Source organism: Flavobacterium sp. UBA4197, from assembly GCF_002379575.1.
Taxonomy (GTDB): domain Bacteria; phylum Bacteroidota; class Bacteroidia; order Flavobacteriales; family Flavobacteriaceae; genus Flavobacterium; species Flavobacterium inviolabile.
The window spans coordinates 299228-320172 of record NZ_DFUB01000018.1 but is presented as its reverse complement, the minus strand read 5'-3'; the positions used below and the strand labels follow the sequence as shown (position 1 = coordinate 320172).

Genomic DNA, 20945 nt, shown 5'->3' with positions numbered 1-20945 from the left:
ACACTAAGCTAACGATAAAAAAACAAAATACCTAAAAAACAAACCCCTTTTATAAAAATATCACAAAAAACACCCGGATATAAAATGAAATTCATAAAAATTCTACTGATCCTCCCCTTTCTGCATTCCCTTCCGACAATGGCACAGCAAAAATTTCCGACACCTTATGAAAAAGGAAATGGCAACCAGACGGCAACCTATGAAGAGACCATTGCCTATTTCCAGTTACTGGATCAGAATTTTGAAACCATTGCCATGAAAACCATGGGGCAAACAGACAGCGGCGAACCGCTGCATATTGTTACGTTTAATCCCGGAAAAAACTTCGACTTTCCGGAAATACAGAAAAATAAAGCCGTTCTTTTAATCAACAACGGAATACATCCCGGAGAACCGGACGGTATAGATGCTACCATGATGCTGTTCCGGGATCTGGCTACCGGAAAAATCACCGCTCCCAAAAACACGGTTGTCGTAGCCATTCCGATTTACAACATCGGCGGAGCCTTAAACAGAAATTCAACTTCCCGCGTTAACCAAAACGGACCGGAAGAATTCGGATTCCGCGGAAATGCCCGGAATTATGACCTGAATCGGGATTTTGTTAAATCGGATACCCGGAATGCCCGTAGTTTTGCGGAAATCTTCCAATTGGTTTATCCGGATGTTTTTATCGACAACCATGTTAGCAACGGTGCCGATTATCAATATACATTAACCTATATTTCCACACATTATCAGAAATTAGGCGGTACTGCCGGAACATATTTCAATACCGATATGTATCCCGCCATTTTAAAAGACCTGCAGTCCAAAAAAATTGAACCGGTTCCTTATGTGAATATTTACAATAAAACACCCGAAAACGGCTTTGCCAAAAACATGGAAACAGCCCGTTTTTCTACCGGTTATGCCGCAATGTTCAATTCCTTCGGAGCCATGGTGGAAACCCACATGCTAAAAAAATACAGCGACCGTGTAAAGGTGACGTACGAATACATGATAACTACCTTAAACTATACCGATAAAAACTTCCAGACGATTAAGAAAATCCGGAAAGAAACCCTTGCCAGCTATACGCCAGACCAAAAATATACGGTAGAATGGGAAATCGATTCGGCCAAAGTAACCCAAATCCCGTTTTTAGGATATGAAGGCAAATACAAAGCCAGTGCTGTTTCCGGCAAACCGAGATTGTATTACGACCGTTCCAAACCATTCAAAAAGATGATTCCCTATTATGAAGTTTACAAACCTAAAAAGCAGGTTACTATTCCGGAATATTATGTGATCCCAAAACAATGGTGGAATGTTCTGGACCTGCTGAAACTGAATAACATTGAAATGAAACAGCTAAAACAGGATACGCTCATTACTGTGGAAAGCTACAGAATAGCCGATTATAAAACCGGAAACAGTGCTTTTGAAGGTCATTACGGCCATTCCAACACTACGGTTACCGTTGAAAAAAAGCCCGTTACGTTTAAAAAAGGGGATTACCTGATTGCCACCCAGCAGAAAAATGTAAAATTCCTGTTGGAAACTTTAGAACCGGAAGCTGTTGATTCCTATTTCAACTGGAATTTCTTTGATGCCGTTTTACAGCAAAAGGAATACTACTCTCCTTATGTATTTGAAGATGTGGCAAAACAGTTACTGGATGAAAACCCGGAACTGAGAGCTGCACTGGAAAAAAAGAGAAAAAGCGATCCTAAATTTGAAAGCAGCGGTGACGCCCAACTGGACTGGGTCTATAAAAACTCTAAATATTACGAGAAATCACACCTGCAGTATCCGGTATACCGCATCATGAAATAAAACCAATAAAAAAACCAGAGCAATGCTCTGGTTTTTTGTTTATAAAACTTTTTCTGCCTGAAACAGCAGCTTAATATTTTCATAGGAATTGGTCAGTGCTTCTTTCACCTCATCCGGTTTCAGCCAGGCAACTTTTTCAATACCTTCTTCAATTTGCCCCTGTGGTATCCCTTCAAAATTGGTTTTCATCTCAAACCAATGGGTTACTTTCAGCTTATACCGCCCGTTGCGCTTAAAAACATGATAGGTTTTCTGTAACTTCTGCGTGATCTTCAAACCGTCAACACCGGTTTCTTCTTCCACTTCGCGCATGGCCGTTTGTTCGATCTCTTCTTTTTTCTCGATTCCGCCTTTGGGAAGGTCCCATTTGCCGTTTCTAAAGATAAAAAGTACCTCTCCTTTCCGGTTGTACACTAATCCGCCGCCCGCTTTTACTACCGGAATCTTCTCCTTGAGTTTCTTCAGGATTTCCTTTTCGTCCGGATAGTATAAAAAAGCTTTCTGAATTTTGTTTTGAAACATTTTAACAATAACTTGCTTTATATCAACACTTTCCAAAAGAAAAAGTTGAAAATCGGTTTCTTTAACAATTTCATTTGTCAAGAAAAGTGGTTTGTCGTTCACAAAAACTTTATACATTTGTACTATGATTTTTAATACAGACACAGCTAAAAAAACTGCCGAATTGCTTTTACAAATAAACGCAATTAAATTAAATCCAAAAAATCCTTTTACATGGGCTTCTGGATGGAAGTCGCCTATTTATTGCGACAACCGTATAACCCTCTCATTTCCACCGATAAGAAATTATATCCGTGAGGAATTTGCGAAAAACATTGAAAAAGAGTTTGGAAAACCGGATGTAATAGCCGGAGTAGCAACCGGAGCCATTGGCATTGGTATATTGGTTGCAGAATATTTAGGTTTACCATTTGTTTATGTTCGTCCGGAACCTAAAAAACACGGAAGACAAAATCAGGTAGAAGGCTTTTTACAAAAAGGCCAGAACGTGGTTGTGGTGGAAGACCTGATCAGTACCGGAAAAAGCAGCCTTATGGCTGTTGAAGCTTTAAAAGAAGCCGGTGCAAATGTAAAAGGTATGGTGGCCATTTTTACGTATGGTTTTGAAATTGCTACTGAAAATTTCAAAGAAGCCAACGTTAACCTCTATACTTTGGGGAACTACGACACCTTACTGGAAGAAGCAGTTGCCAAAAAATACATTACCGAAGAAGAACATGAAACCTTAAAAGAATGGCGTAAAAGCCCTTCAACCTGGGGAATTGAAGTTTAATCAAGCATAAAAAGCACTAACGATACTTATATATGAATTTAGAAAGTCCAAAAGTTAACGTAGAGAAATCAGCCGAGTACCTATTCGATTCTTTAACAGATGTTAAGAATTTCGAGAAATTAATGCCTGAAAATATAGCTAAATTCGAAGTATTGGATGAAAACGCTTTTATTTTCGGTTTAAAAGGTATGCCGGAAATTAAATTAAAAATGAAAGATAAAGTAGCCCCAAACAAAGTTGTTTTAGGAGCTGCCAGCGATAAACTGCCTTTCACTTTAACAGCAAATATTAATGCCCTTACTGCAAACACCTCGGAAGTTCAATTGCTTTTCACAGGAGAATTTAACCCGATGATGGCCATGATGGTAAAAGGACCTATCGGTAAATTTATCGAAACTTTAGCCGGAAACATGAACAAACTGTAAGCCGGAATTCCTTATAAAATTTAAAAAAACCTTTTAGTTGAACTAAAAGGTTTTTTTATGCCCCAGGGTGATCCGTTAGATTTCCTTACTGCTTCTGCCATCAATTACTAATACTATTAAAAAATATATTTTGTACCGATTGGTAAAATATCATATCTTTGTCCTCAAATAAACTAGCATGTCCGGAAGACCTAAAATATTCGACAACGAAGCGGTAATCGAGAAGGCTACCGATCTGTTTTGGTCACAAGGCTATGAAATTACCTCAACGGAAGATCTGCTCCGGGCAATGGGCATTGGCAAAGGCAGCTTTTATTTAGCTTTTAAAGGCGGCAAAAAGGAACTTTATGAAAAAGTATTGGAAAAGGTCAGTCAAAAAGAACTGAATACCTTAAAAGACAATATCGCCAAAAGCCAGGCTCCGGTTGAAGAAATCAAAAAACTGTTCCGCAGTATTGCAAAAGCACCAAAAGCAACCAATCTGAAAGGTTGTATTTTCGGTAACACCCTTGCCGAATTTTCCAATAACGATGCGCAAATAATGCAAATTGCCGCCCGGCATTTAAAGGAACTTGAAACCGTTTTTCAGCTTACCATTGAACAGGCACAGGCCGCAGGCCAGATGCAGTCTAAAGACGATTCCCATCTGCTCGCCCGTTATTTAATAACCACCTGGAACGGATTGGGTATCAGCAGACGCCTGTATCCGGATCCCAAAGCACTCTCCGGACTTATTGAAATGCAGCTTGGCATTTTAGACTAATTTTTTTAACCAATTCTGTACCGATTAGTACAAAATAAAATAATATCCCTATGCCAGAAAACAACACACCGCTAACCGCCTGCACTGTATTTTTATTTGCAATTGCCAGCGGGCTTGCCGTTGCCAATGTCTATTTTGCCCAACCCCTGTTGCACCTCATCGCATTAGACTTCAAAATAAAAGAGCACAGCATCGGGCAAATCGTAACCTTTACACAGATTGGCTATGGCCTCGGATTATTTTTTATCGTACCGTTGGGCGACATACTGAACAGACGGAAACTAATCCTGTCGCAGTTTTTCATCTCCATAGTAATGCTGCTGATAATCAGCTTTACTTCCCATCAGTTTGTTTTTATGGGTGCTTTGCTTGTTCTGGGACTATCGGCCACTGTTGCTCAAACCATAGTCGCCTATGCTGCATCATTAGCAACACCTTCACAAAGCGGTCGTGTTGTCGGTCTGGTCACAAGCGGTATTGTTATAGGGATCTTATTAGCCAGAACTGCAGCCGGATTCCTGGCAGATGTTTCCGGATGGCGTTCCGTGTACACCGTCTCGGCCTCAGCAACCACCCTGATTACCGTATTTTTGTGCTACCAACTCCCAAAACAGGATTATCCTAAATCCGATACCAGCTATCGCAAACTGCTGCACTCCCTTTTCACGCTTTTCAAAGACGAACCAATAATGCTGAAACGTTCGGTAATTGCCTTATTCCTGTTTGCCTCTTTCAGCACCTTATGGACGTCGCTGGTCTTACCACTGAGCACCACTCCGTTTTCTTTTTCGGCTACAGAAATCGGATTATTTGGATTGCTGGGAGTGATCGGTTCGTTAAGTGCTGCCCGTGCCGGAAAACTTGCCGATCGCGGGCGGGCACAACAAACTACCGGAATAGCGCTTGCTGTCCTGATACTATCCTGGCTGATTATGAGCTATCTGTACAATAACATCCTCCTCATTATTACCGGTATTATCCTGCTGGACTACGCTGTACAGGCAGTACATGTAACCAACCAGTCCATACTGTACAAAGCATTGCCGCAAGCCGTAAGTCGTACAATAGCGGCTTATATGATTTTTTATTCCATCGGAAGCGGTATCGGCGCCCTGCTCTCCACGCAGGTGTACAATAAATCCGGCTGGAGCGGCGTTTGCCTTTTAGGAGCCGGATTTAGCAGTATTGCGTTTATTTTCTGGCTGCTGACATTAAAAAAACAGAATAAATAATTGTAAATTTGATACTTTACACATCCCAAATACGCCATTCCAATGAATCTCCGCAAGCGCTTTACCATCCTCCTTACCTTATCACTTGCCCTGAACACTTCCGCTCAGACAACTAACTTAAGGGCTCAGATCAATGAGATTATTAAAGACAAAAAAGCTACTGTGGGTGTAGGCATCTATAACCTGACCAATAACGATACGCTAACGATTAACAATACGCATCATTTCCCGACCATGAGTGTGTATAAATTCCATTTGGCATTGGCTATTTTACACCAGGTTGATAAAGGAAAATTAAGGCTGGATCAGGAAATATTCGTAAAAAAATCGGATTTACTGGAAAACACGCATAGCCCGCTACGGGAGAATTATCCTTATGGCAATATCAATATCAAATTGAGTGAACTGATCAGCTATACGGTTTCTTTAAGCGACAATAATGCCTGCGACATACTGTTTCGCCTGGCTGGCGGTACTAAAAAGGTGGACCGTTACATCAAAAGCCTGAAAATTCCGAATACCAGTATTCAGGCAACGGAAGCCGAAATGCATGAAAAATGGGAAAACCAATACCTGAATACAACCACCCCGTTTGCTGCGGTTTTACTGCTTAAGAAGTTTTACCAGCTTCAGGTGTTATCGCCAACATCCTATGACTACCTGTTAAACGTGTTACAGGGAACCAAAACCGGACCGGATAAAATAAAAGGGCTGTTGCCTCAAAACGTAGTTGTGGCACACAAAACCGGAAGTTCCTTCCGGAAGGAAACCGGGCTTAAAGCCGCCGAAAACGACATCGGGATTGTATACCTTCCCGGCGGACAGGCATTTGCCATAGCCGTTTTTGTTAGTGATTCCATGGAAAGTGACACCACTAACAACAAGATCATTGCCGCAATTTCAAAAGCAGCCTTTGACTATTTTTCAATCAAGTAGTTATGAATATCATTACCCTCACAGCCGAAAATATTTCCAAAGAGCACATTTGCTGCGCTATTAGTGATAAGAAATTATCCAGCGGCTATGCGGCAAAGAAAGAATGGCTCACTTCGCAGTTTAAAGAAGGGTATGTTTTTAAGAAACTCAATGTGAGCGGTAAAGTTTTTATTGAATATGTCCCGGCAGAAAAAGCCTGGGCTCCTGTTCACGCGCCAAATTATATGCTGATCAACTGTTTCTGGGTTTCCGGTCAGTTTAAAGGTCAGGGATACGGTAAAGCATTATTTCAGGAATGCGTCAACGACAGTAAGGACAAAGATGGCATTGTGGTCATTACCGCTGTAAAAAAACAACCGTATATGTCCGACAAAAAATTCTTTGCAAAACAGGGATTTCTATTGGCCGATACGGCACTTCCCTATTTTGAGCTCTGGTACAAACCATTACGGGAAAACGCAGCAATTCCAAAATTTAAAGACTGCTGCAAAAAAGGGGAATGCGACACTTCAAAAGGCATTGCGGTATATTATACTAATGCCTGTCCGTTTACGGAATATTATGTAAATGAAGAAACAAAAAACGCTGCTCTGGAAAAAGGTTACCCGATTACGATTTACAAAATAACAACGCGGGAACAGGCACAAAACCATTTTGTCCCTTTTACAATTCACAGTGTTTTTCTGAACGGAAAATTTGTAACACAGCAAATACTGAATAAAAGACTGTTCGAAACCTTTGTTTAACAGCGAGTACTTAGGCAGTATACCAGAAGATTATTAATAGAACTTCCCGTCCACATAAAACCAGCTTCCGTTTTGCTGCTTAAAAGTCGATTTTTCATGATGTACCTGGGGCTGTAACAACGCATCTAAAAAGTAAGCTTTAAACTCCACCGTATTTTCCGTTGCTTTAATTATTTCCAATTTCAGCCACTGATTCGAAACGGCCCATTGCTGTATGTCCTTTTTAGAATGGTATTTTCGCCGGGAAATATGCGTTGTAGCCAGTAAATAGTCAACTGCATGCACTGCATAAGCCGAATACCGGGACCGCATCAGTGCTTCGGCTGTGGGAGCCTTTTTAATACCTTTTACATACGGTTCGCAGCAATCCCGGAAAAGCAGACCGGAACAGCAATAACATTTTTCGGTCATGATTATTCGGATTGGAATTTTTTTAATATTTCTTTTAATTTCTCTTTTCGCAACTGTGCAGCATTTTGTTCTTTTACCTTTTTATGCTGGATCTTTTTACTGTGCTTTTTTCTGTTTTCCTCGTTTTGACGGCTCATATCAGTAATCTGCTTTTTATTTGCTGTAGTGTTTTATTAGTGGTCAGCAGTTCGTTAATAATCGTTTCCCGAAGAGCATCCAGATCATCATATTCCAGGTATTTTGCCCAGGCTTCATTTTCAAATAACTTCCGGATCTGCTGAATGTATTTTGTGGTTTCGGCTGCATTGCGCAATACTGCCTTACCATCATATAAAGGATTGGATTTGTGTTCAAAAACAGCCGCTCCGCTTGTAAAATCGACAGTTATATAAAACAAATTATCCGAATCATTATTGGGATAGAAATCACTCCATTTTGCATACCCGATACGCTCCCGTGTTCCGTCAGTCGTGGCTAAAGGCAGCAAACGCCATCGGCAATTTGCGGCTCTTCCCCAATGATTGGAATAGCGGTAAACACCTTCTTCCGTAAAATAATAGCTACTGCCCGATTTACTTTTATAATTGGTCTGTATAGCGCTTACCTCATTTGGAGCTACTTCAGTAAAAACGCAGAAAGTGTGTTTAAAAAAATTGGTTTTATTATATGATTTCCCATTCATGCTGCAAAGATAAGAAATGCCTTTTTAGGATTTTATTATACTATGATTTACCTGAAGAATAGTATATTTGTAGTAATTACATTATATTTTTAATCCCCAAAAATTTATTTTATGAAAGATACCGTACTAACAATAGGCGCTTGTTATGGAGGTCTTGCTGTCATTTTTGGTGCTTTTGGCGCCCATATCCTCAAAAAGAAAATGAACACGGAAACCCTGAAAAATTTTGAAACCGGAGTAAAATACCAAATGTATCATGCGCTGGCATTGGTTTTTATCAGTCAGTTTTTTGCTTTCACCAAAACTACCGAATCGTTAACGGCATTCTTTTTTATCGCCGGTACTTTTTTATTTTCATTCAGCATATACGGTTTGTGCCTGAGCAGCATTGGCGGTAAAAAGCTGAAATTCCTGGGACCAATAACACCCCTTGGCGGTATGTTGCTGTTTTTGGGCTGGTTTTTCCTGGCCATTTCCAGGGTGGTTTAAAATAATACATAATAACCATAAAAAAAGCCACTCTTCCGAGTGGCTTTTTCTGTATTATTTCTACCCGATTAAGGGAAAATACCTCTTTGTTTGTAAGCCATTTCAATACGCGCTAACGCTTGAATGTAAGCTGCAGTTCTCCAGTCGGTTTTGTACTGACTTCCTGTTAAAACTACTTTGTTGAAAGCATCTTCCAGTTTCTTTCTTAATTTGATGATTACGTCATCCATAGTCCAGATTTCTCCGTTACGGTTTTGTAACCACTCGAAATAACTTCCGATAACACCTCCTGAATTACATAGGATGTCCGGGATGATTTCAATACCTTTTGCTAATAAGATTGCTTCTCCGTCAGTATCTGTTGGTCCGTTAGCACCTTCAGCAATTACCTGAGCTTTGATTGTATCTGCATTTTCAACAGTAATCTGGTTTCCTAAAGCAGCCGGGATAATGATATCACAGTCAATTCCGAAGAAATCTTCTGCTTTATAATCCTGAGTTCCTTTGTAACCGGAAATTGTATTGTTGTCTGCCTGGAAACGCAATAAAGCTTCCGGATCGATTCCTTCCGGGTTATAGATTGTTCCGGTTGCATCCTGAACACCAACAAGGATTGCTCCGTTTTTGTTCATAAAGTGTGCAGCCCAGTACCCTACGTTACCAAATCCCTGAACAATATATTTTTTCCCTTCTAAAGAAGTTCCTCTCAATTTTGCCCAGGACTCCAAAGTAACCACTACTCCAAATCCTGTAGCTCTGTCTCTTCCTTCCAAACCTCCAGAACCTACAGGCTTACCTGTAACTACGTGTTGGTTTTTAGAACGCTCAGCCGGTGATTTTGTAGACATATAGGTATCTGCAATCCAGGCCATCATCTGAGCTGTCGTGTTAACGTCCGGTGCAGGAATATCATGCTCAGGACCGATATTATCACCTAATGCATACGCAAAACGACGGGTAATACGCTCTAATTCTGAAGTAGAATATTTTTTAGGATCTAACTGGATACCACCTTTACCACCTCCGTAAGGAAGACCAGCTAAAGATGTTTTCCAGGTCATCCAGGTAGCTAATGCTCTTGCAGCATCGATATCTACAGTTGCGTGGTAACGCAAACCTCCTTTGTAAGGACCTAAAACATTATTGTGTTGTACTCTGTAACCTGTGAACATTTCTACCGTTCCATTGTCCATTTTCACAGGAAAGTGAACTACGATTTCGTTATTTGTAACAGAAAGGATTTTTTTAACAGTCTCATCCAATCCCATCACAGAAGCAGCTTTTTCAAACTGGTTCTTAACATTTTCATACATGCTAGCCTTCGGCTTTTGTGCTGTTGCCATACTATTTAATAATTTACAACTTATTTTTGTTTGTTTGTTAATTTGCTATATAAAAAAGCATACAAATATAGGGCATTAAAATTGAAGCAAAAACGAAATACTTAATAAATTAACATAATTTAAACGCCTATTTTTCAATCCGGATTTCAGAATTCTACATTTCCGTTTTAGCAGAAAATAGCGAACTTGTAACAAAAGTTACAACTTATTACATTCCAAAAAGATACCTTTACAAAAAATATGGCATGAAATCACTCCTATTCGAATCCTACGACTACATTTTTGAAGAACAGCTGCTCGAAGAAATCAGCACTGTTTCCAGTTACAAGAAGTTTAAAGCCGACGATTATCTTATCGAGATAGGAGAAAATATTGAATGGATGCCTTTGCTTTTAAAAGGTGCTATCAAAATAATGCGCGAAGACACTAACGGCGATGAACTGTTGCTCTACTTTTTAGAACGCGGCGATACCTGTGCGATGACCCTGACCTGCTGTATGGGGAAAAACAAAAGCAAAATCAGGGCTGTAGCCGAAACCGACGGTGAAATGGTTTTGATCCCTATTGGCAAAATGGAGGAATGGGTCGTAAAATATCCTTCCTGGCGCAACTTTGTGTTTGAGAGCTACAACATCCGGTTAATGGAAATGCTGGAAGCCATCGATACGCTTGCTTTTATGAATCTTGACGAACGCCTGTATAAGTTTATAACCGACAAAGCGAAAGTGCTGGGTACAACCGAAATTGCGACAACCCATCAGGAAATCGCCTCCGAAATGAACACCTCAAGAGTTGTAATTTCCCGGCTATTAAAGCATTTGGAAGACGAGCAGAAAATTAAGTTACACCGCAATAAAATTGAAATTCTGACCTTCTAAATGGAATCATTTTTCGGCTATATCGGTGCTTTTTGCATCGGACTTGTTTTAGGACTTACCGGCGGCGGCGGTTCCATACTGACCGTACCCGTTTTAGTATACTTACTGGGAATCCAGCCGGTAACGGCAACAGCCTATTCCCTGTTTATAGTAGGAACAACCTCCACCTTCGGAGCATTCCGCAATTATTTCAAAGGGCTTGTAGCTGTAAAAACAGCTGTCCTGTTTGCCATACCCTCATTTATTGCTGTTTTTCTTACCCGCAGGTTTCTGGTTCCGGCCATACCCGAAACGATAATCAGCACCTCTGGTTTCACTTTATCCAAAGACACTTTTTTAATGGCGCTTTTTGCCGTAATCATGTTTTTTGCCGCCATGGCCATGCTTCGGAAAAAAGTGGCAACATGCGATACGGAAAGCAATTCCGGCAGTACTAATTACCGCTATCTGATTCCACAGGTATTCCTTATTGGCATACTCATCGGGATGGTGGGTGCCGGCGGTGGTTTTTTAATCATCCCTACCTTAGTTTTTTTCGCCAGACTCCCAATGAAGAAAGCCGTTGGCACTTCCCTGTTAATCATTGCCATCAATTCCCTCATTGGTTTTACCGGTGATCTGGAAAACCTGAATGTAGACTGGAATTTTCTTTTAACATTTACTTTACTGTCTGTTTTTGGTATCTTTGCAGGCATATTTTTAAATAAATATATTAACGAAACACAGCTTAAAAAAGGTTTTGGATGGTTTGTTTTAATTATGGCCGTTTACATTCTTCTGAAAGAATTCCTCCATATGTGACAAAAGTCACACTGTAAAAAAAGACAACACCCTATCTTTACCCTAATAAAAAAAATGCAATTATGAAAATAGAACAGATTTATACAGGATGTATCGCTCATGCAGCATACTATCTGGAAAGTAATGGTGAGGCCGCTATTTTTGATCCGCTACGTGAAGTACAACCTTATATTGATAAAGCCGCTAAGGATAACGCTTCCATTAAATACATTTTTGAAACGCATTTTCATGCCGATTTTGTTTCCGGACATTTGGATCTGGCACAAAAAACCGGCGCTAAAATCGTTTACGGACCTACAGCCAATCCAAATTTTGAAGCCATAATTGCCGAAGACAATCAGGAATTTAAAATTGGCAACTATACCGTTAAGGCGATTCATACGCCGGGGCACACGCTTGAAAGTACCTGTTATTTATTAACGGATGAAAATGGTAAACAACACGGTATCATTACCGGCGATACGTTGTTCATAGGCGATGTAGGCCGCCCGGATTTAGCACAAAAACTGGTTAGCGATTTAACTCAGGAAAAATTAGCCGGAATGCTGTTTGACTCGTTGCGCAATAAAATAATGCCTTTGGCAGACGATTTAATTGTCTATCCGAACCACGGTGCCGGAAGTGCCTGCGGTAAAAACATGAGCAAAGAAACAACAGACACTTTGGGCAATCAGAAAAAAGTAAACTATGCTTTACGGGCCAACATGACAAAAGAAGAGTTCACGGCAGAATTATTAGACGGATTGGGTGCACCACCGGCCTATTTCCCTCAGAATGTTTTAATGAATATTCAGGGATATGACAGCCTGGAAACAGTTATGAATAAAGCCAACACACCAATGAGTGCCGCTGCATTTAAAGCCGCTGCCGGTCAGTCTGAAGCTTTAATTTTAGATGTTCGCCATGAAAATGAATTTATAAAAGAACACATACCGGGGTCTATATTCATCGGTTTACAGGGAAACTTCGCCCCGTGGGTGGGCGCTTTAATAATGGATGTTAAACAACCGATACTTCTGGTAGCGCCGGAAGGAAAAGAAAAAGAAACAATTACCCGTCTTTCCCGCGTAGGTTTCGACAACTGTCTGGGGTACCTGGAAGGTGGTATCGAAACCTGGAAAACAGCCGGTTTTGAAGTAGATACCATTATTTCCATCACACCGGAACAGTTTGCAGCCGACAAGGACACCTCCGGACTGGCTGTAATTGATGCCCGAAAACCGGGAGAATTCAGTGCCGAACATGTGGAAGGTGCCATTAATATCCCTTTGGATTTTGTAAACGACCAACTAGCCGAAGTTCCTAAAAATGCTGATTTTTACCTGCATTGTGCCGGCGGTTACCGTTCTGTAATCATGGCTTCCATACTGAAAGCAAGAGGATATCACAATATGATAAACGTCGAAAAAGGAATATCCGGAATAAGACAAAGTAATGTTCCGTTGACGAAATTCGTCTGTCCTTCGACACTAAACTAACCGAAACCCCAAAATTTGAAGCTTCAGATTTTGGGGTTTTTCATTTCATACTGTTAAAAATAATATATTTTACTTCCCCTTATAGGGAGTTTTTAAATACATTTGTAAGCATAACAAATTAAAAATAAAGATGAAGAAATTTTTTTTAGTACTATCAATTGCTGCATTTTTTGCTTCATGTAAAAAAGATGATGGTTTTACCATTATTGGAGAAGCAAAAGGTGTAGAAAATGACAAAATGGTTATCATTGCCACACAAAGCGATTTAGGCCCTGTATCTAAAGATACTGTAAAGGTTAAAGATGGAAAATTCGAATTTAAAGGAAAATCCGAGCATCCGGAATTTTGCTTTTTAAGAATTCAGGACATTGGCGATATGATCCCTTTTGTACTTGAAAATGGAAAAATTAAAGTTGAATTTGTAAAAGATTCTGTTCGTAATTCAAGAGTTTCCGGAACGGTTACAAACGATCAGTTCCAAAAATATAACGACGAATCAAAAGTAATTTATAAAAAAATGCAGGCATTCCAGATTGCTAACAATCAAAGAATGGCTACAGCGCAGCAAACTAACGATACGGTTACTATAAATTCCCTTAGAAAACAATTCATGGTATACCAGGATCAGATGAATCAAAAATCGGAAGATTTTATTCAGAAACATCCGGATTCCTTTTTATCAGTAATGCTATTGGAAAACTTTGTAAAATTCCAGTCTTTACCGGTTGATAAAATTGAGAAATACTACAAATTGTTAACCGCTGATGCGAAAAACAACCAGCACGGGGATACCGTTAAAAATTTCCTTGCAAAACAAAGTGCTGTTGAAGTAGGAAAAATGGCACCGGACTTTTCTGCTCCAAATCCGGAAGGAAAAACCGTTTCCCTAAAAGAATCATTAGGAAAAGTAACCATCATCGATTTCTGGGCTTCATGGTGCGGTCCTTGTCGTGCTGAAAACCCTAATGTAGTAGCATTATACAATGAGCTACACGCAAAAGGTCTAAACATCATTGGAGTATCATTAGACCAGGATGCAGCAAAATGGAAAGAAGCTATTGCAAAAGACAAATTAGCATGGACACAGGTTTCGAATTTGAAATTCTGGCAGGATCCAATCGCGGAACAATATAATGTAAAAGCAATCCCGCAAACATTTATTCTGGATGCCAGCGGAAAAATTGTAGCAAAAGACCTTAAAGGAGCCGAATTAAAAGCGAAAGTTTTAGCGCTTTTAGGCACAAAATAAGACACACTCAAAAAAATCTCCTCCGGGAGATTTTTTTATTTCTCTAAGAAACAATACTTTAAAAAAAAGTGAGAAATTATATTAGAAATAAGTTTGCATAGTAAAAAAACAGTCCTATATTTGCACTCGAAATAATCAAGGAGAACACTTGAATAGCCAACGGGGAGATACTCAAGCGGCCAACGAGGGCAGACTGTAAATCTGCTGACTATGTCTTCGCAGGTTCGAATCCTGCTCTCCCCACAAAAAAGTTCTGATGAAAATCAGGACTTTTTTTTATGCCTGAAAATTACTTCCAAAAGCAATCCGAAAACGGCGCAACAAAAATTAAGCAGTAGTCCAAGATCAAACTCCTGCTTTAGCCTTTCAACGGTAATACAAACTTAAAAGTACTTCCTTCCCCATGCTTGCTTTCGGCCCAGATTTCGCCCTGATGCCTTTTTATAAATTCACTGCAAAGCAATAAGCCCAATCCGTTCCCGATTTCATTTTCGGTCCCTTTCTGGATGACTTTTTCATTAATTTTAAACAACTTTTCTTTTATGCTATCCGGAATTCCAATGCCGTTATCGGTAATAGACACCTCAACTTTTTGATTTATCTTTTGCATTGTTACTATAATTTCACCTTGCTGGTCTGTAAATTTAATAGCATTTGTCAGCAGGTTTCGCAAAACAGTATCGATCATATCCTTATCCAACTCAACCATAATCGTTTCTGTCGCTTCAAACCTAAGATCGATGTTTTTATGCAATGCCGTATTTTTATTGAGCGCTACGTTGTCTTCGATCAGGCTATTTAACATCACTTTTTGGGGATTGTATTGGATCATCCCGGTTTGTACCCTGGACCAGTCCAACAGGTTTTCAAGCAACTTATAGATATTTTTATTCGATTCATGGAGCATTCCGGTGATCTGCTTAATTTCTTCCCGGGTATAATCTTCAATTTCCTGTGCCATGATTTCCGACAGTACCAGTGAGGATCCCAACGGTCCTTTCAGATCATGGGCGATTATGGAAAAGAATAAGTTTTTATCTTTTAGAAGTTTCTGTATTTTAAGGTCCTGTTTCTCTTTTACCAGTAATAAAAACCCGACTGTGCCGATAAGCGTGAGCAGGAATAAGCCAATGCTATACAAACTATCAAAAGTACTGTATCGGAAAAAATATTTTTGCGGGCTTATATAACTATAAACAGCCCGTAAAAAGATTAAAATTTCAAATGCGACATAACACAGCAGGTAAAAAATCCGGAATAAATTATTGGCTTTTTCTGTAAAATAACTGATGGTTGGCGGTAAATAAATCGCAAATATCCCTAAAGACATTATTACAATACGGGTATTAATCGAACTCTCTAAAAACGTAGCAATATTAAAAACCAGCAGGGCTGCAATTGTTATCCCAACCTGAAAATGATAACGCCTCTTAAATTTTGCTTTGGTTAAGGACATTATCGCAATCGTTTCATAACAACCTCCCAAAAGAATGATTGTATTGGCAATATTGATCGAGATGAAATCCGGAACGATGTTTCTTAAAAAAATGAATACCCACCCTATTGTCAGTAATATTTTACCATAGCCAAAGGTTTTTAATTTTTTTCTATTCTCAATAGTAGCATACGACAACGAATAACTAAAAATTAGAATACAAACAAACAAGTTTCCCCAAAAATAAAGTAGGAAAACCGTTTTTGGATCTAAAGGTAAAAATTGGAACATTATAGTGTTTCGTATATTAAAAACCGGTCGCAAATATACAAATTCACAGTGGAATCAATACGGATATCCCCTATGTACAAAACAACGGACCAAATTACAAAACACCAACAGTAAACGATCTTTTCAATCCGGCTTAAAATAAGCCGCTGTAAAACAAAAAATCTCCGGCAATAACCGGAGATTTTCTATTCTTGAATATAAAGCCTTTTAAACCGCTTTATTTTGCATAAAGTTTCTTATCGATGATACGCTCATAGTAATCCTGTAAAAACGCTTTACAAGCCACCTCAATGGCATCCATCTCTTTATTTCTGTTCCCGATCAGGTTTTTCTCCAGACCTCTGTCGTTTATATCATAAAATCCGGTCGCTTTCTTACCGTCAAACAGGCAGATATAATTTCCGCGCTGAAACTGGTATTGCGTGCCGTTATAGTTCATCACAAAAGGCTTGATCGATTTTTCATCCAGCAGGCTTCTTCCCCAGCTTCTAAACGGTTTGTCATACCCAATCATATCCAGTAAAGTAGGATAAATATCGATTTGCTGTGCCAATTCTTTATTAACACCAGTCAGGCTGCCATCCGGCTTGTAAATCAATATCGGTACTGCCGAACGATTCACAACCTTATTGTATTCGTCATAGCCCACCTGGTTACAGTGGTCTGCCGTAATCACAAAAATGGTATTGTTAAACCAGGGCTCTTTTTTAGCTGCTTCAAAAAACTTTTTAAACGCATAGTCCGTGTACCCTACACATTCGTGCATCTGTATTGTCCCTTTTGGAAACTTCCCCTTATATTTTTCCGGAACCACAAACGGCTCATGGGACGAAACGGTAAAGATCGTTCCCATAAAAGGCTGTTTCTTCTTGTCGAAAGTTTGTTTCATAAACTGGAAGAACGGCTCATCCCATATTCCCCAGGATCCATCAAAATCCGCATCATTATTGTATTCCGTCTTACCGTAATAATGGTCAAATCCCAATATATTACCAAAGCCTAAGAATCCCATCGAACCGTTAGGAGCGCCGTGGAAAAACGACGTATCATAACCTTCTTCTTTTAAAGTGGAAACCAGCGACTGTATTTTCTGTTTCGGGTATGGCGAAGAAGTAAAAGCATCCTGGAAAGAAGGAATACCTGCCAGTACCGACGACATTCCGTGAATAGATTTACTACCGTTAGCAAAAGCATTGGTAAAAATCAAACTGTGCTGCGACAACGAATCGATAAACGGCGTATAGCTCACATAACCCGGTATGTTTTTATCCTTATTAAAAGCCCCTATATATTCCCTGCCGTAACTTTCCGTAATAAAAATAACAATATTCGGTTTTGTCTTCGGATGGTTACGATACAGCTTAATCGGTTCTATTTCGGTATTCACAACATCCTGCGATACAAAATTCACTTTCTTAAAGCTCGTGGTACGCATCGTTCTGATAATCGCAAAAGGCGTATTCAAAACAATATCGGCATGTTCCGGCTTGGTTACATAACGGTTTGCATCCACAATATTAATAGGACGTGTACTCTTTTTAAAATCGCCCCGGATACCGCCAACGGCCATTACCGCAATAACAACAAGCCCCAGCAAAGAGAAAAGGAAATATTTCGGTTTATTTTCATGCTTCACCTCCACTACCTTTACCTTTTTGTACAGGTAAACCCATAAAAAGGCACAAATAAAAAACAACAGGTAAACGTGCCAGTAGCTCACAATAAAGCGGGAAAACATATTGCCTTTATTGGATTCGTTTTTAATGATATCCATAAAAGCGATCGTTGTCCGGGCATACGTAAACCGGTAGTAGATAAAGTCTATAAAATTGGTCGCATAACCAATCAGGTTAAAGACAAAATACACATAAAACAGGAATTTCTGGTATCCTTGTTTAGTGGTTATCCATAACGGAAGTATGGAAAGCACCACAAACAACGCATTCAGATACAAAATCGCGGCAGTGTCAAACACCATACCGTGATATGCCAGCGCTAAAAAGTCGGAAACGGAATCCACCTTCAGCAGCTTGTAATTGTATGTAAAGAACAGCAGTCTGGCAATGAAATAGAAAAGATAGGCTAAAAATAATCTGTAGAATAACGCCTTATATTCCTGAATACGATAATTTGTGTTCATAAAATCCTATAAAAGTCAAAATTATAAAGGAATCAAAATTACAAAATTACCAACACCACTTTTATAATTATTGCTTTTAAATTTTTTGGTTTGAGTTTTTTTTATAATTTGCAGTAACAAAAAAAACAGGACATGACTAACGTTACACGCTTATTTGACTTTCCATATTACCAGTTAGAGAAATACAACCTGTCTGACGCATTGGTAACAAAATACAATGGTCAATGGGTAAAAACATCTACTAAAGAATATCTTGATAAGGCCAATGCCATTTCCCGAGCGTTATTACGAATGGACATTCAGAAAAATGATAAAATTGCTGTCATTTCTTCAAACAACAGAACCGAATGGAATATTACCGATATAGGTGTATTGCAAACCGGAGCCCAAAACGTTCCGATCTACCCTACTATCTCGGAAGACGATTATGAATTCATCCTAAACCATTCCGAAGCGATTTACTGCTTTATTTCCGATATAGAAGTTTTTAAAAAAATCAATGCCATCCGCAGCAGAGTACCTTCATTAAAAGAAGTATATTCCTTTGACCAGATTGACGGTTGTAAAAACTGGCAGGAAGTACTGGACTTAGGAGCCGACGAAAGCAATCAGCAGCAGGTAGAAGACCGTAAAAACAGTATTGTTACTACCGATCTGGCTACTTTAATATATACTTCCGGAACAACCGGAAGACCAAAAGGAGTAATGTTAAGCCACCAGAATATTGTTTCCAATGTACTGGCAAGCTCCGTAAGAGTACCGTTAAGAGCCGGCAGCACAAGAGGATTGAGCTTCCTGCCGATCTGCCATATCTTCGAACGCATGATATTGTACCTATACCAATATTATGGTATCTCGGTATATTTTGCCGAAAGCATCGACAAAATGAGCGACAACCTGAAAGAAGTAAAACCGCATGTCATGACTGCCGTTCCGCGTCTTTTAGAAAAAGTTTACGATAAAATATATGCCAAAGGAGCCGATTTAACCGGAATCAAGAAAAAACTATTCTTCTGGGCAATCGACTTAGGCCTGCACTACAAACCCTATGGTGAAAACGGATGGTGGTACGAACAAAAACTGGCCATTGCCCGAAAACTGATTTTCAGCAAATGGCAGGAAGGACTTGGCGGACAGCTGGAACTGATGGTGTCCGGTAGTGCTGCGTTACAGTCGCGTTTAACCCGTGTTTTTGCCGCAGCCGGTATCCCTATTATGGAAGGTTATGGTTTAACGGAAACCTCACCGGTAATTGCCGTTAACGATCAGCGTAACCGCGGTTTTAAAATTGGTACCGTTGGAAAAGTTTTAGACAACCTGGAAGTAAAAATCGCCGAAGATGGTGAAATCCTTTGTAAAGGACCAAGCATCATGATGGGCTACTATAAAGATGAAGAGAAAACTGCCGAAGCATTACAGGATGGCTTTTTCCATACCGGCGATATCGGAGAAATCGATAGCGAAGGCTTCCTGAAAATCACCGACCGTAAAAAAGAAATGTTCAAAACTTCCGGTGGAAAATACATTGCCCCTCAAATCATTGAAAACACGATGAAACAATCCCGCTTCATCGAACAGATCATGGTTATCGGCGATGGCGAAAAAATGCCGGCCGCGTTTATACAGCCAAGCTTTGACTTCCTGAAAGACTGGGCAGCACGCAAACACCTTACTATAGGTACTACCAACGAAGCCATCGTTAGCAACGAACATGTTATTGAACGTATTAAGGAAGAAGTTGACGCTATCAATAAAAAGTTCGGACACTGGGAACAAATCAAAAAATTTGAACTTACCGCAAATGTCTGGTCAATTGACGGAGGCGAATTAACCCCGACACTGAAGCTCAAAAGAAAGATCATAAAGGAGAAATACCAAAATCTTTATGATAAAATCTACAATAACTCTTAAAAAAATGAATAGACTCCTCCTCGCTGGGGAGTTTTTTTTTATTTAACTTAAAATTAATTTTCCAATATTATGCGTGCATAGTATTTTTTTGTATATTTGAAATCACAGAAGAAAAATGAAGGACAAAACTATAGATTATGTTTTACGTGCAACCTGGCAAGCTGTTGCAAGAATGTACAACGAAGAAGCTACAAAATATGGCGCCACTATGGCTACAGGTTTTGCTTTGTTAAGTATCGACAGGGAAAACGGAACACCATCAACAGCCTTAGGCCCGAAAATGGGAATGGAAGCAACAAGTCTGACCAGGACTTTAAAATCCATGGAAGACAAAGGGCTGATTATCCGAAAAAAAAATCCGGTAGACGGACGCGGTGTATTGATTCACCTGACCAAATTGGGTAAAGAAAAACGAGAACTGTCTAAAGTAACCGTATTGAAATTCAATGAAACTGTAAAGCAGCACATCAGCGATGAAAAACTAAACCATTTTATGGAAGTCGCTGAGATCATTAATGAATTGATTATGGATAAAACCATCTTCAATACAGAGGAGGATTCTAATTAATAGTACAATAATTGACTGCCTGCCCGTAATATAGTTACCGGCAGGCAGTCAGGCA

General features: G+C 39.6%; 21 protein-coding genes and 1 tRNA gene. 15 read left to right on the top strand and 7 right to left on the bottom strand.

The window, feature by feature from the left end; genetic code table 11:
• Positions 1-84 precede the first annotated feature (84 nt).
• Positions 85-1818 carry a M14 family metallopeptidase gene (locus B3394_RS11550; RefSeq protein ID WP_273246872.1) on the top strand — a complete coding sequence of 578 codons (1734 nt, stop codon included), beginning with the start codon at positions 85-87 and terminating at the stop codon, positions 1816-1818.
• Between the two features lie 39 nt (positions 1819-1857).
• Here B3394_RS11550 and B3394_RS11545 read toward each other — a convergent pair whose 3' ends face one another.
• A complete protein-coding gene (locus B3394_RS11545; protein ID WP_177733691.1) occupies positions 1858-2457 on the bottom strand; it encodes an NUDIX hydrolase in 600 nt (199 codons plus the stop codon).
• 7 nt (positions 2458-2464) lie between these two features.
• Here B3394_RS11545 and pyrE point away from each other — a divergent pair, with 7 nt between their 5' ends.
• The 6 genes from pyrE (at position 2465) to B3394_RS11515 (ending at position 7214) form a co-directional block, all read left to right on the top strand.
• Complete coding sequence (gene pyrE, locus B3394_RS11540) at positions 2465-3112, top strand: orotate phosphoribosyltransferase (protein WP_177733689.1); 648 nt, start codon at positions 2465-2467, stop codon at positions 3110-3112.
• A gap of 32 nt (positions 3113-3144) precedes the next feature.
• Entirely contained in the window at positions 3145-3537 is a 393-nt protein-coding gene (locus B3394_RS11535) for an SRPBCC family protein (protein WP_177733687.1), read from the top strand.
• Between the two features lie 178 nt (positions 3538-3715).
• Positions 3716-4300 carry a TetR/AcrR family transcriptional regulator gene (locus tag B3394_RS11530; protein WP_286921437.1) on the top strand — a complete coding sequence of 195 codons (585 nt, stop codon included), beginning with the start codon at positions 3716-3718 and terminating at the stop codon, positions 4298-4300.
• Positions 4301-4350: 50 nt separating this feature from the next.
• The gene (locus B3394_RS11525; protein WP_286921435.1) at positions 4351-5532 is read left to right on the top strand and encodes an MFS transporter; all 1182 of its coding nucleotides are present in this window, start codon (positions 4351-4353) and stop codon (positions 5530-5532) included.
• 42 nt (positions 5533-5574) lie between these two features.
• Positions 5575-6468 (top strand): class A beta-lactamase, subclass A2, encoded by an 894-nt coding sequence (gene bla, locus B3394_RS11520; RefSeq protein WP_177733681.1) that lies wholly within the window; start codon positions 5575-5577, stop codon positions 6466-6468.
• Positions 6469-6470: 2 nt separating this feature from the next.
• Complete coding sequence (locus B3394_RS11515) at positions 6471-7214, top strand: GNAT family N-acetyltransferase (RefSeq protein ID WP_286921321.1); 744 nt, start codon at positions 6471-6473, stop codon at positions 7212-7214.
• Between the two features lie 33 nt (positions 7215-7247).
• Here the strand turns inward: B3394_RS11515 and B3394_RS11510 are convergent, their stop codons facing one another.
• Genes B3394_RS11510 through B3394_RS11500 form a run of 3 tightly spaced genes read right to left on the bottom strand, consistent with a single transcriptional unit; the run spans position 7248 to position 8307 of the window.
• Positions 7248-7625 (bottom strand): YchJ family protein, encoded by a 378-nt coding sequence (locus tag B3394_RS11510; RefSeq protein ID WP_177733678.1) that lies wholly within the window; start codon positions 7623-7625, stop codon positions 7248-7250.
• 2 nt (positions 7626-7627) lie between these two features.
• The gene (locus B3394_RS11505) at positions 7628-7762 is read right to left on the bottom strand and encodes a hypothetical protein (protein ID WP_273246867.1); all 135 of its coding nucleotides are present in this window, start codon (positions 7760-7762) and stop codon (positions 7628-7630) included.
• Positions 7759-8307, bottom strand: coding sequence for a hypothetical protein (locus tag B3394_RS11500; protein WP_286921254.1), 549 nt, complete (start codon positions 8305-8307; stop codon positions 7759-7761). Before B3394_RS11500 ends, B3394_RS11505 begins: the two co-directional genes overlap by 4 nt.
• Positions 8308-8418: 111 nt before the next feature.
• Here B3394_RS11500 and B3394_RS11495 point away from each other — a divergent pair, with 111 nt between their 5' ends.
• Complete coding sequence (locus tag B3394_RS11495; protein ID WP_273246865.1) at positions 8419-8796, top strand: DUF423 domain-containing protein; 378 nt, start codon at positions 8419-8421, stop codon at positions 8794-8796.
• A 68-nt stretch (positions 8797-8864) separates the two neighbouring features.
• Here the strand turns inward: B3394_RS11495 and B3394_RS11490 are convergent, their stop codons facing one another.
• Complete coding sequence (locus B3394_RS11490) at positions 8865-10139, bottom strand: Glu/Leu/Phe/Val family dehydrogenase (RefSeq protein WP_177733672.1); 1275 nt, start codon at positions 10137-10139, stop codon at positions 8865-8867.
• A gap of 245 nt (positions 10140-10384) precedes the next feature.
• Here B3394_RS11490 and B3394_RS11485 point away from each other — a divergent pair, with 245 nt between their 5' ends.
• The 5 genes from B3394_RS11485 (at position 10385) to B3394_RS11465 (ending at position 14788) form a co-directional block, all read left to right on the top strand.
• A complete protein-coding gene (locus B3394_RS11485; protein ID WP_177733670.1) occupies positions 10385-11017 on the top strand; it encodes a Crp/Fnr family transcriptional regulator in 633 nt (210 codons plus the stop codon).
• Positions 11018-11818, top strand: coding sequence for a sulfite exporter TauE/SafE family protein (locus B3394_RS11480; protein ID WP_286921243.1), 801 nt, complete (start codon positions 11018-11020; stop codon positions 11816-11818).
• 62 nt (positions 11819-11880) lie between these two features.
• A complete protein-coding gene (locus B3394_RS11475) occupies positions 11881-13296 on the top strand; it encodes an MBL fold metallo-hydrolase (protein WP_273246862.1) in 1416 nt (471 codons plus the stop codon).
• A 130-nt stretch (positions 13297-13426) separates the two neighbouring features.
• Complete coding sequence (locus B3394_RS11470; RefSeq protein ID WP_273246861.1) at positions 13427-14545, top strand: TlpA disulfide reductase family protein; 1119 nt, start codon at positions 13427-13429, stop codon at positions 14543-14545.
• Positions 14546-14706: 161 nt separating this feature from the next.
• Positions 14707-14788: transfer RNA gene (locus B3394_RS11465), tRNA-Tyr, on the top strand.
• A 115-nt stretch (positions 14789-14903) separates the two neighbouring features.
• Here the strand turns inward: B3394_RS11465 and B3394_RS11460 are convergent.
• Both B3394_RS11460 and B3394_RS11455 read right to left on the bottom strand, forming a co-directional pair.
• A complete protein-coding gene (locus tag B3394_RS11460; protein WP_286921211.1) occupies positions 14904-16178 on the bottom strand; it encodes a sensor histidine kinase in 1275 nt (424 codons plus the stop codon).
• 310 nt (positions 16179-16488) lie between these two features.
• Positions 16489-18411: an LTA synthase family protein gene (locus B3394_RS11455; protein ID WP_286921210.1), complete on the bottom strand. Its 1923-nt coding sequence runs from the start codon at positions 18409-18411 to the stop codon at positions 16489-16491.
• A gap of 132 nt (positions 18412-18543) precedes the next feature.
• Between B3394_RS11455 and B3394_RS11450 the strand changes: the two genes are divergently transcribed.
• On the top strand, positions 18544-20322 hold the full coding sequence (locus tag B3394_RS11450; RefSeq protein ID WP_177733658.1) for an AMP-dependent synthetase/ligase: 1779 nt from the start codon (positions 18544-18546) through the stop codon (positions 20320-20322).
• A 115-nt stretch (positions 20323-20437) separates the two neighbouring features.
• A complete protein-coding gene (locus B3394_RS11445) occupies positions 20438-20890 on the top strand; it encodes a MarR family winged helix-turn-helix transcriptional regulator (RefSeq protein ID WP_177733656.1) in 453 nt (150 codons plus the stop codon).
• Positions 20891-20945 lie beyond the last annotated feature (55 nt).

What these genes read in the sequence shown, in the direction of transcription:
- B3394_RS11505 (WP_273246867.1), bottom strand. Translation starts at nt 7,762, where the DNA reads ATGAGCCGTCAAAACGAGGAAAACAGAAAAAAGCACAGTAAAAAGATC.
- B3394_RS11490 (WP_177733672.1), bottom strand. Translation starts at nt 10,139, where the DNA reads ATGGCAACAGCACAAAAGCCGAAGGCTAGCATGTATGAAAATGTTAAG.
- B3394_RS11470 (WP_273246861.1), top strand. Translation starts at nt 13,427, where the DNA reads ATGAAGAAATTTTTTTTAGTACTATCAATTGCTGCATTTTTTGCTTCA.
- B3394_RS11550 (WP_273246872.1), top strand. Translation starts at nt 85, where the DNA reads ATGAAATTCATAAAAATTCTACTGATCCTCCCCTTTCTGCATTCCCTT.
- pyrE (WP_177733689.1), top strand. Translation starts at nt 2,465, where the DNA reads ATGATTTTTAATACAGACACAGCTAAAAAAACTGCCGAATTGCTTTTA.
- B3394_RS11535 (WP_177733687.1), top strand. Translation starts at nt 3,145, where the DNA reads ATGAATTTAGAAAGTCCAAAAGTTAACGTAGAGAAATCAGCCGAGTAC.
- B3394_RS11455 (WP_286921210.1), bottom strand. Translation starts at nt 18,411, where the DNA reads ATGAACACAAATTATCGTATTCAGGAATATAAGGCGTTATTCTACAGA.
- B3394_RS11495 (WP_273246865.1), top strand. Translation starts at nt 8,419, where the DNA reads ATGAAAGATACCGTACTAACAATAGGCGCTTGTTATGGAGGTCTTGCT.
- B3394_RS11450 (WP_177733658.1), top strand. Translation starts at nt 18,544, where the DNA reads ATGACTAACGTTACACGCTTATTTGACTTTCCATATTACCAGTTAGAG.
- B3394_RS11500 (WP_286921254.1), bottom strand. Translation starts at nt 8,307, where the DNA reads ATGAATGGGAAATCATATAATAAAACCAATTTTTTTAAACACACTTTC.
- B3394_RS11480 (WP_286921243.1), top strand. Translation starts at nt 11,018, where the DNA reads ATGGAATCATTTTTCGGCTATATCGGTGCTTTTTGCATCGGACTTGTT.
- bla (WP_177733681.1), top strand. Translation starts at nt 5,575, where the DNA reads ATGAATCTCCGCAAGCGCTTTACCATCCTCCTTACCTTATCACTTGCC.
- B3394_RS11525 (WP_286921435.1), top strand. Translation starts at nt 4,351, where the DNA reads ATGCCAGAAAACAACACACCGCTAACCGCCTGCACTGTATTTTTATTT.
- B3394_RS11445 (WP_177733656.1), top strand. Translation starts at nt 20,438, where the DNA reads ATGAAGGACAAAACTATAGATTATGTTTTACGTGCAACCTGGCAAGCT.
- B3394_RS11510 (WP_177733678.1), bottom strand. Translation starts at nt 7,625, where the DNA reads ATGACCGAAAAATGTTATTGCTGTTCCGGTCTGCTTTTCCGGGATTGC.
- B3394_RS11475 (WP_273246862.1), top strand. Translation starts at nt 11,881, where the DNA reads ATGAAAATAGAACAGATTTATACAGGATGTATCGCTCATGCAGCATAC.
- B3394_RS11530 (WP_286921437.1), top strand. Translation starts at nt 3,716, where the DNA reads ATGTCCGGAAGACCTAAAATATTCGACAACGAAGCGGTAATCGAGAAG.
- B3394_RS11515 (WP_286921321.1), top strand. Translation starts at nt 6,471, where the DNA reads ATGAATATCATTACCCTCACAGCCGAAAATATTTCCAAAGAGCACATT.
- B3394_RS11545 (WP_177733691.1), bottom strand. Translation starts at nt 2,457, where the DNA reads ATGTATAAAGTTTTTGTGAACGACAAACCACTTTTCTTGACAAATGAA.
- B3394_RS11485 (WP_177733670.1), top strand. Translation starts at nt 10,385, where the DNA reads ATGAAATCACTCCTATTCGAATCCTACGACTACATTTTTGAAGAACAG.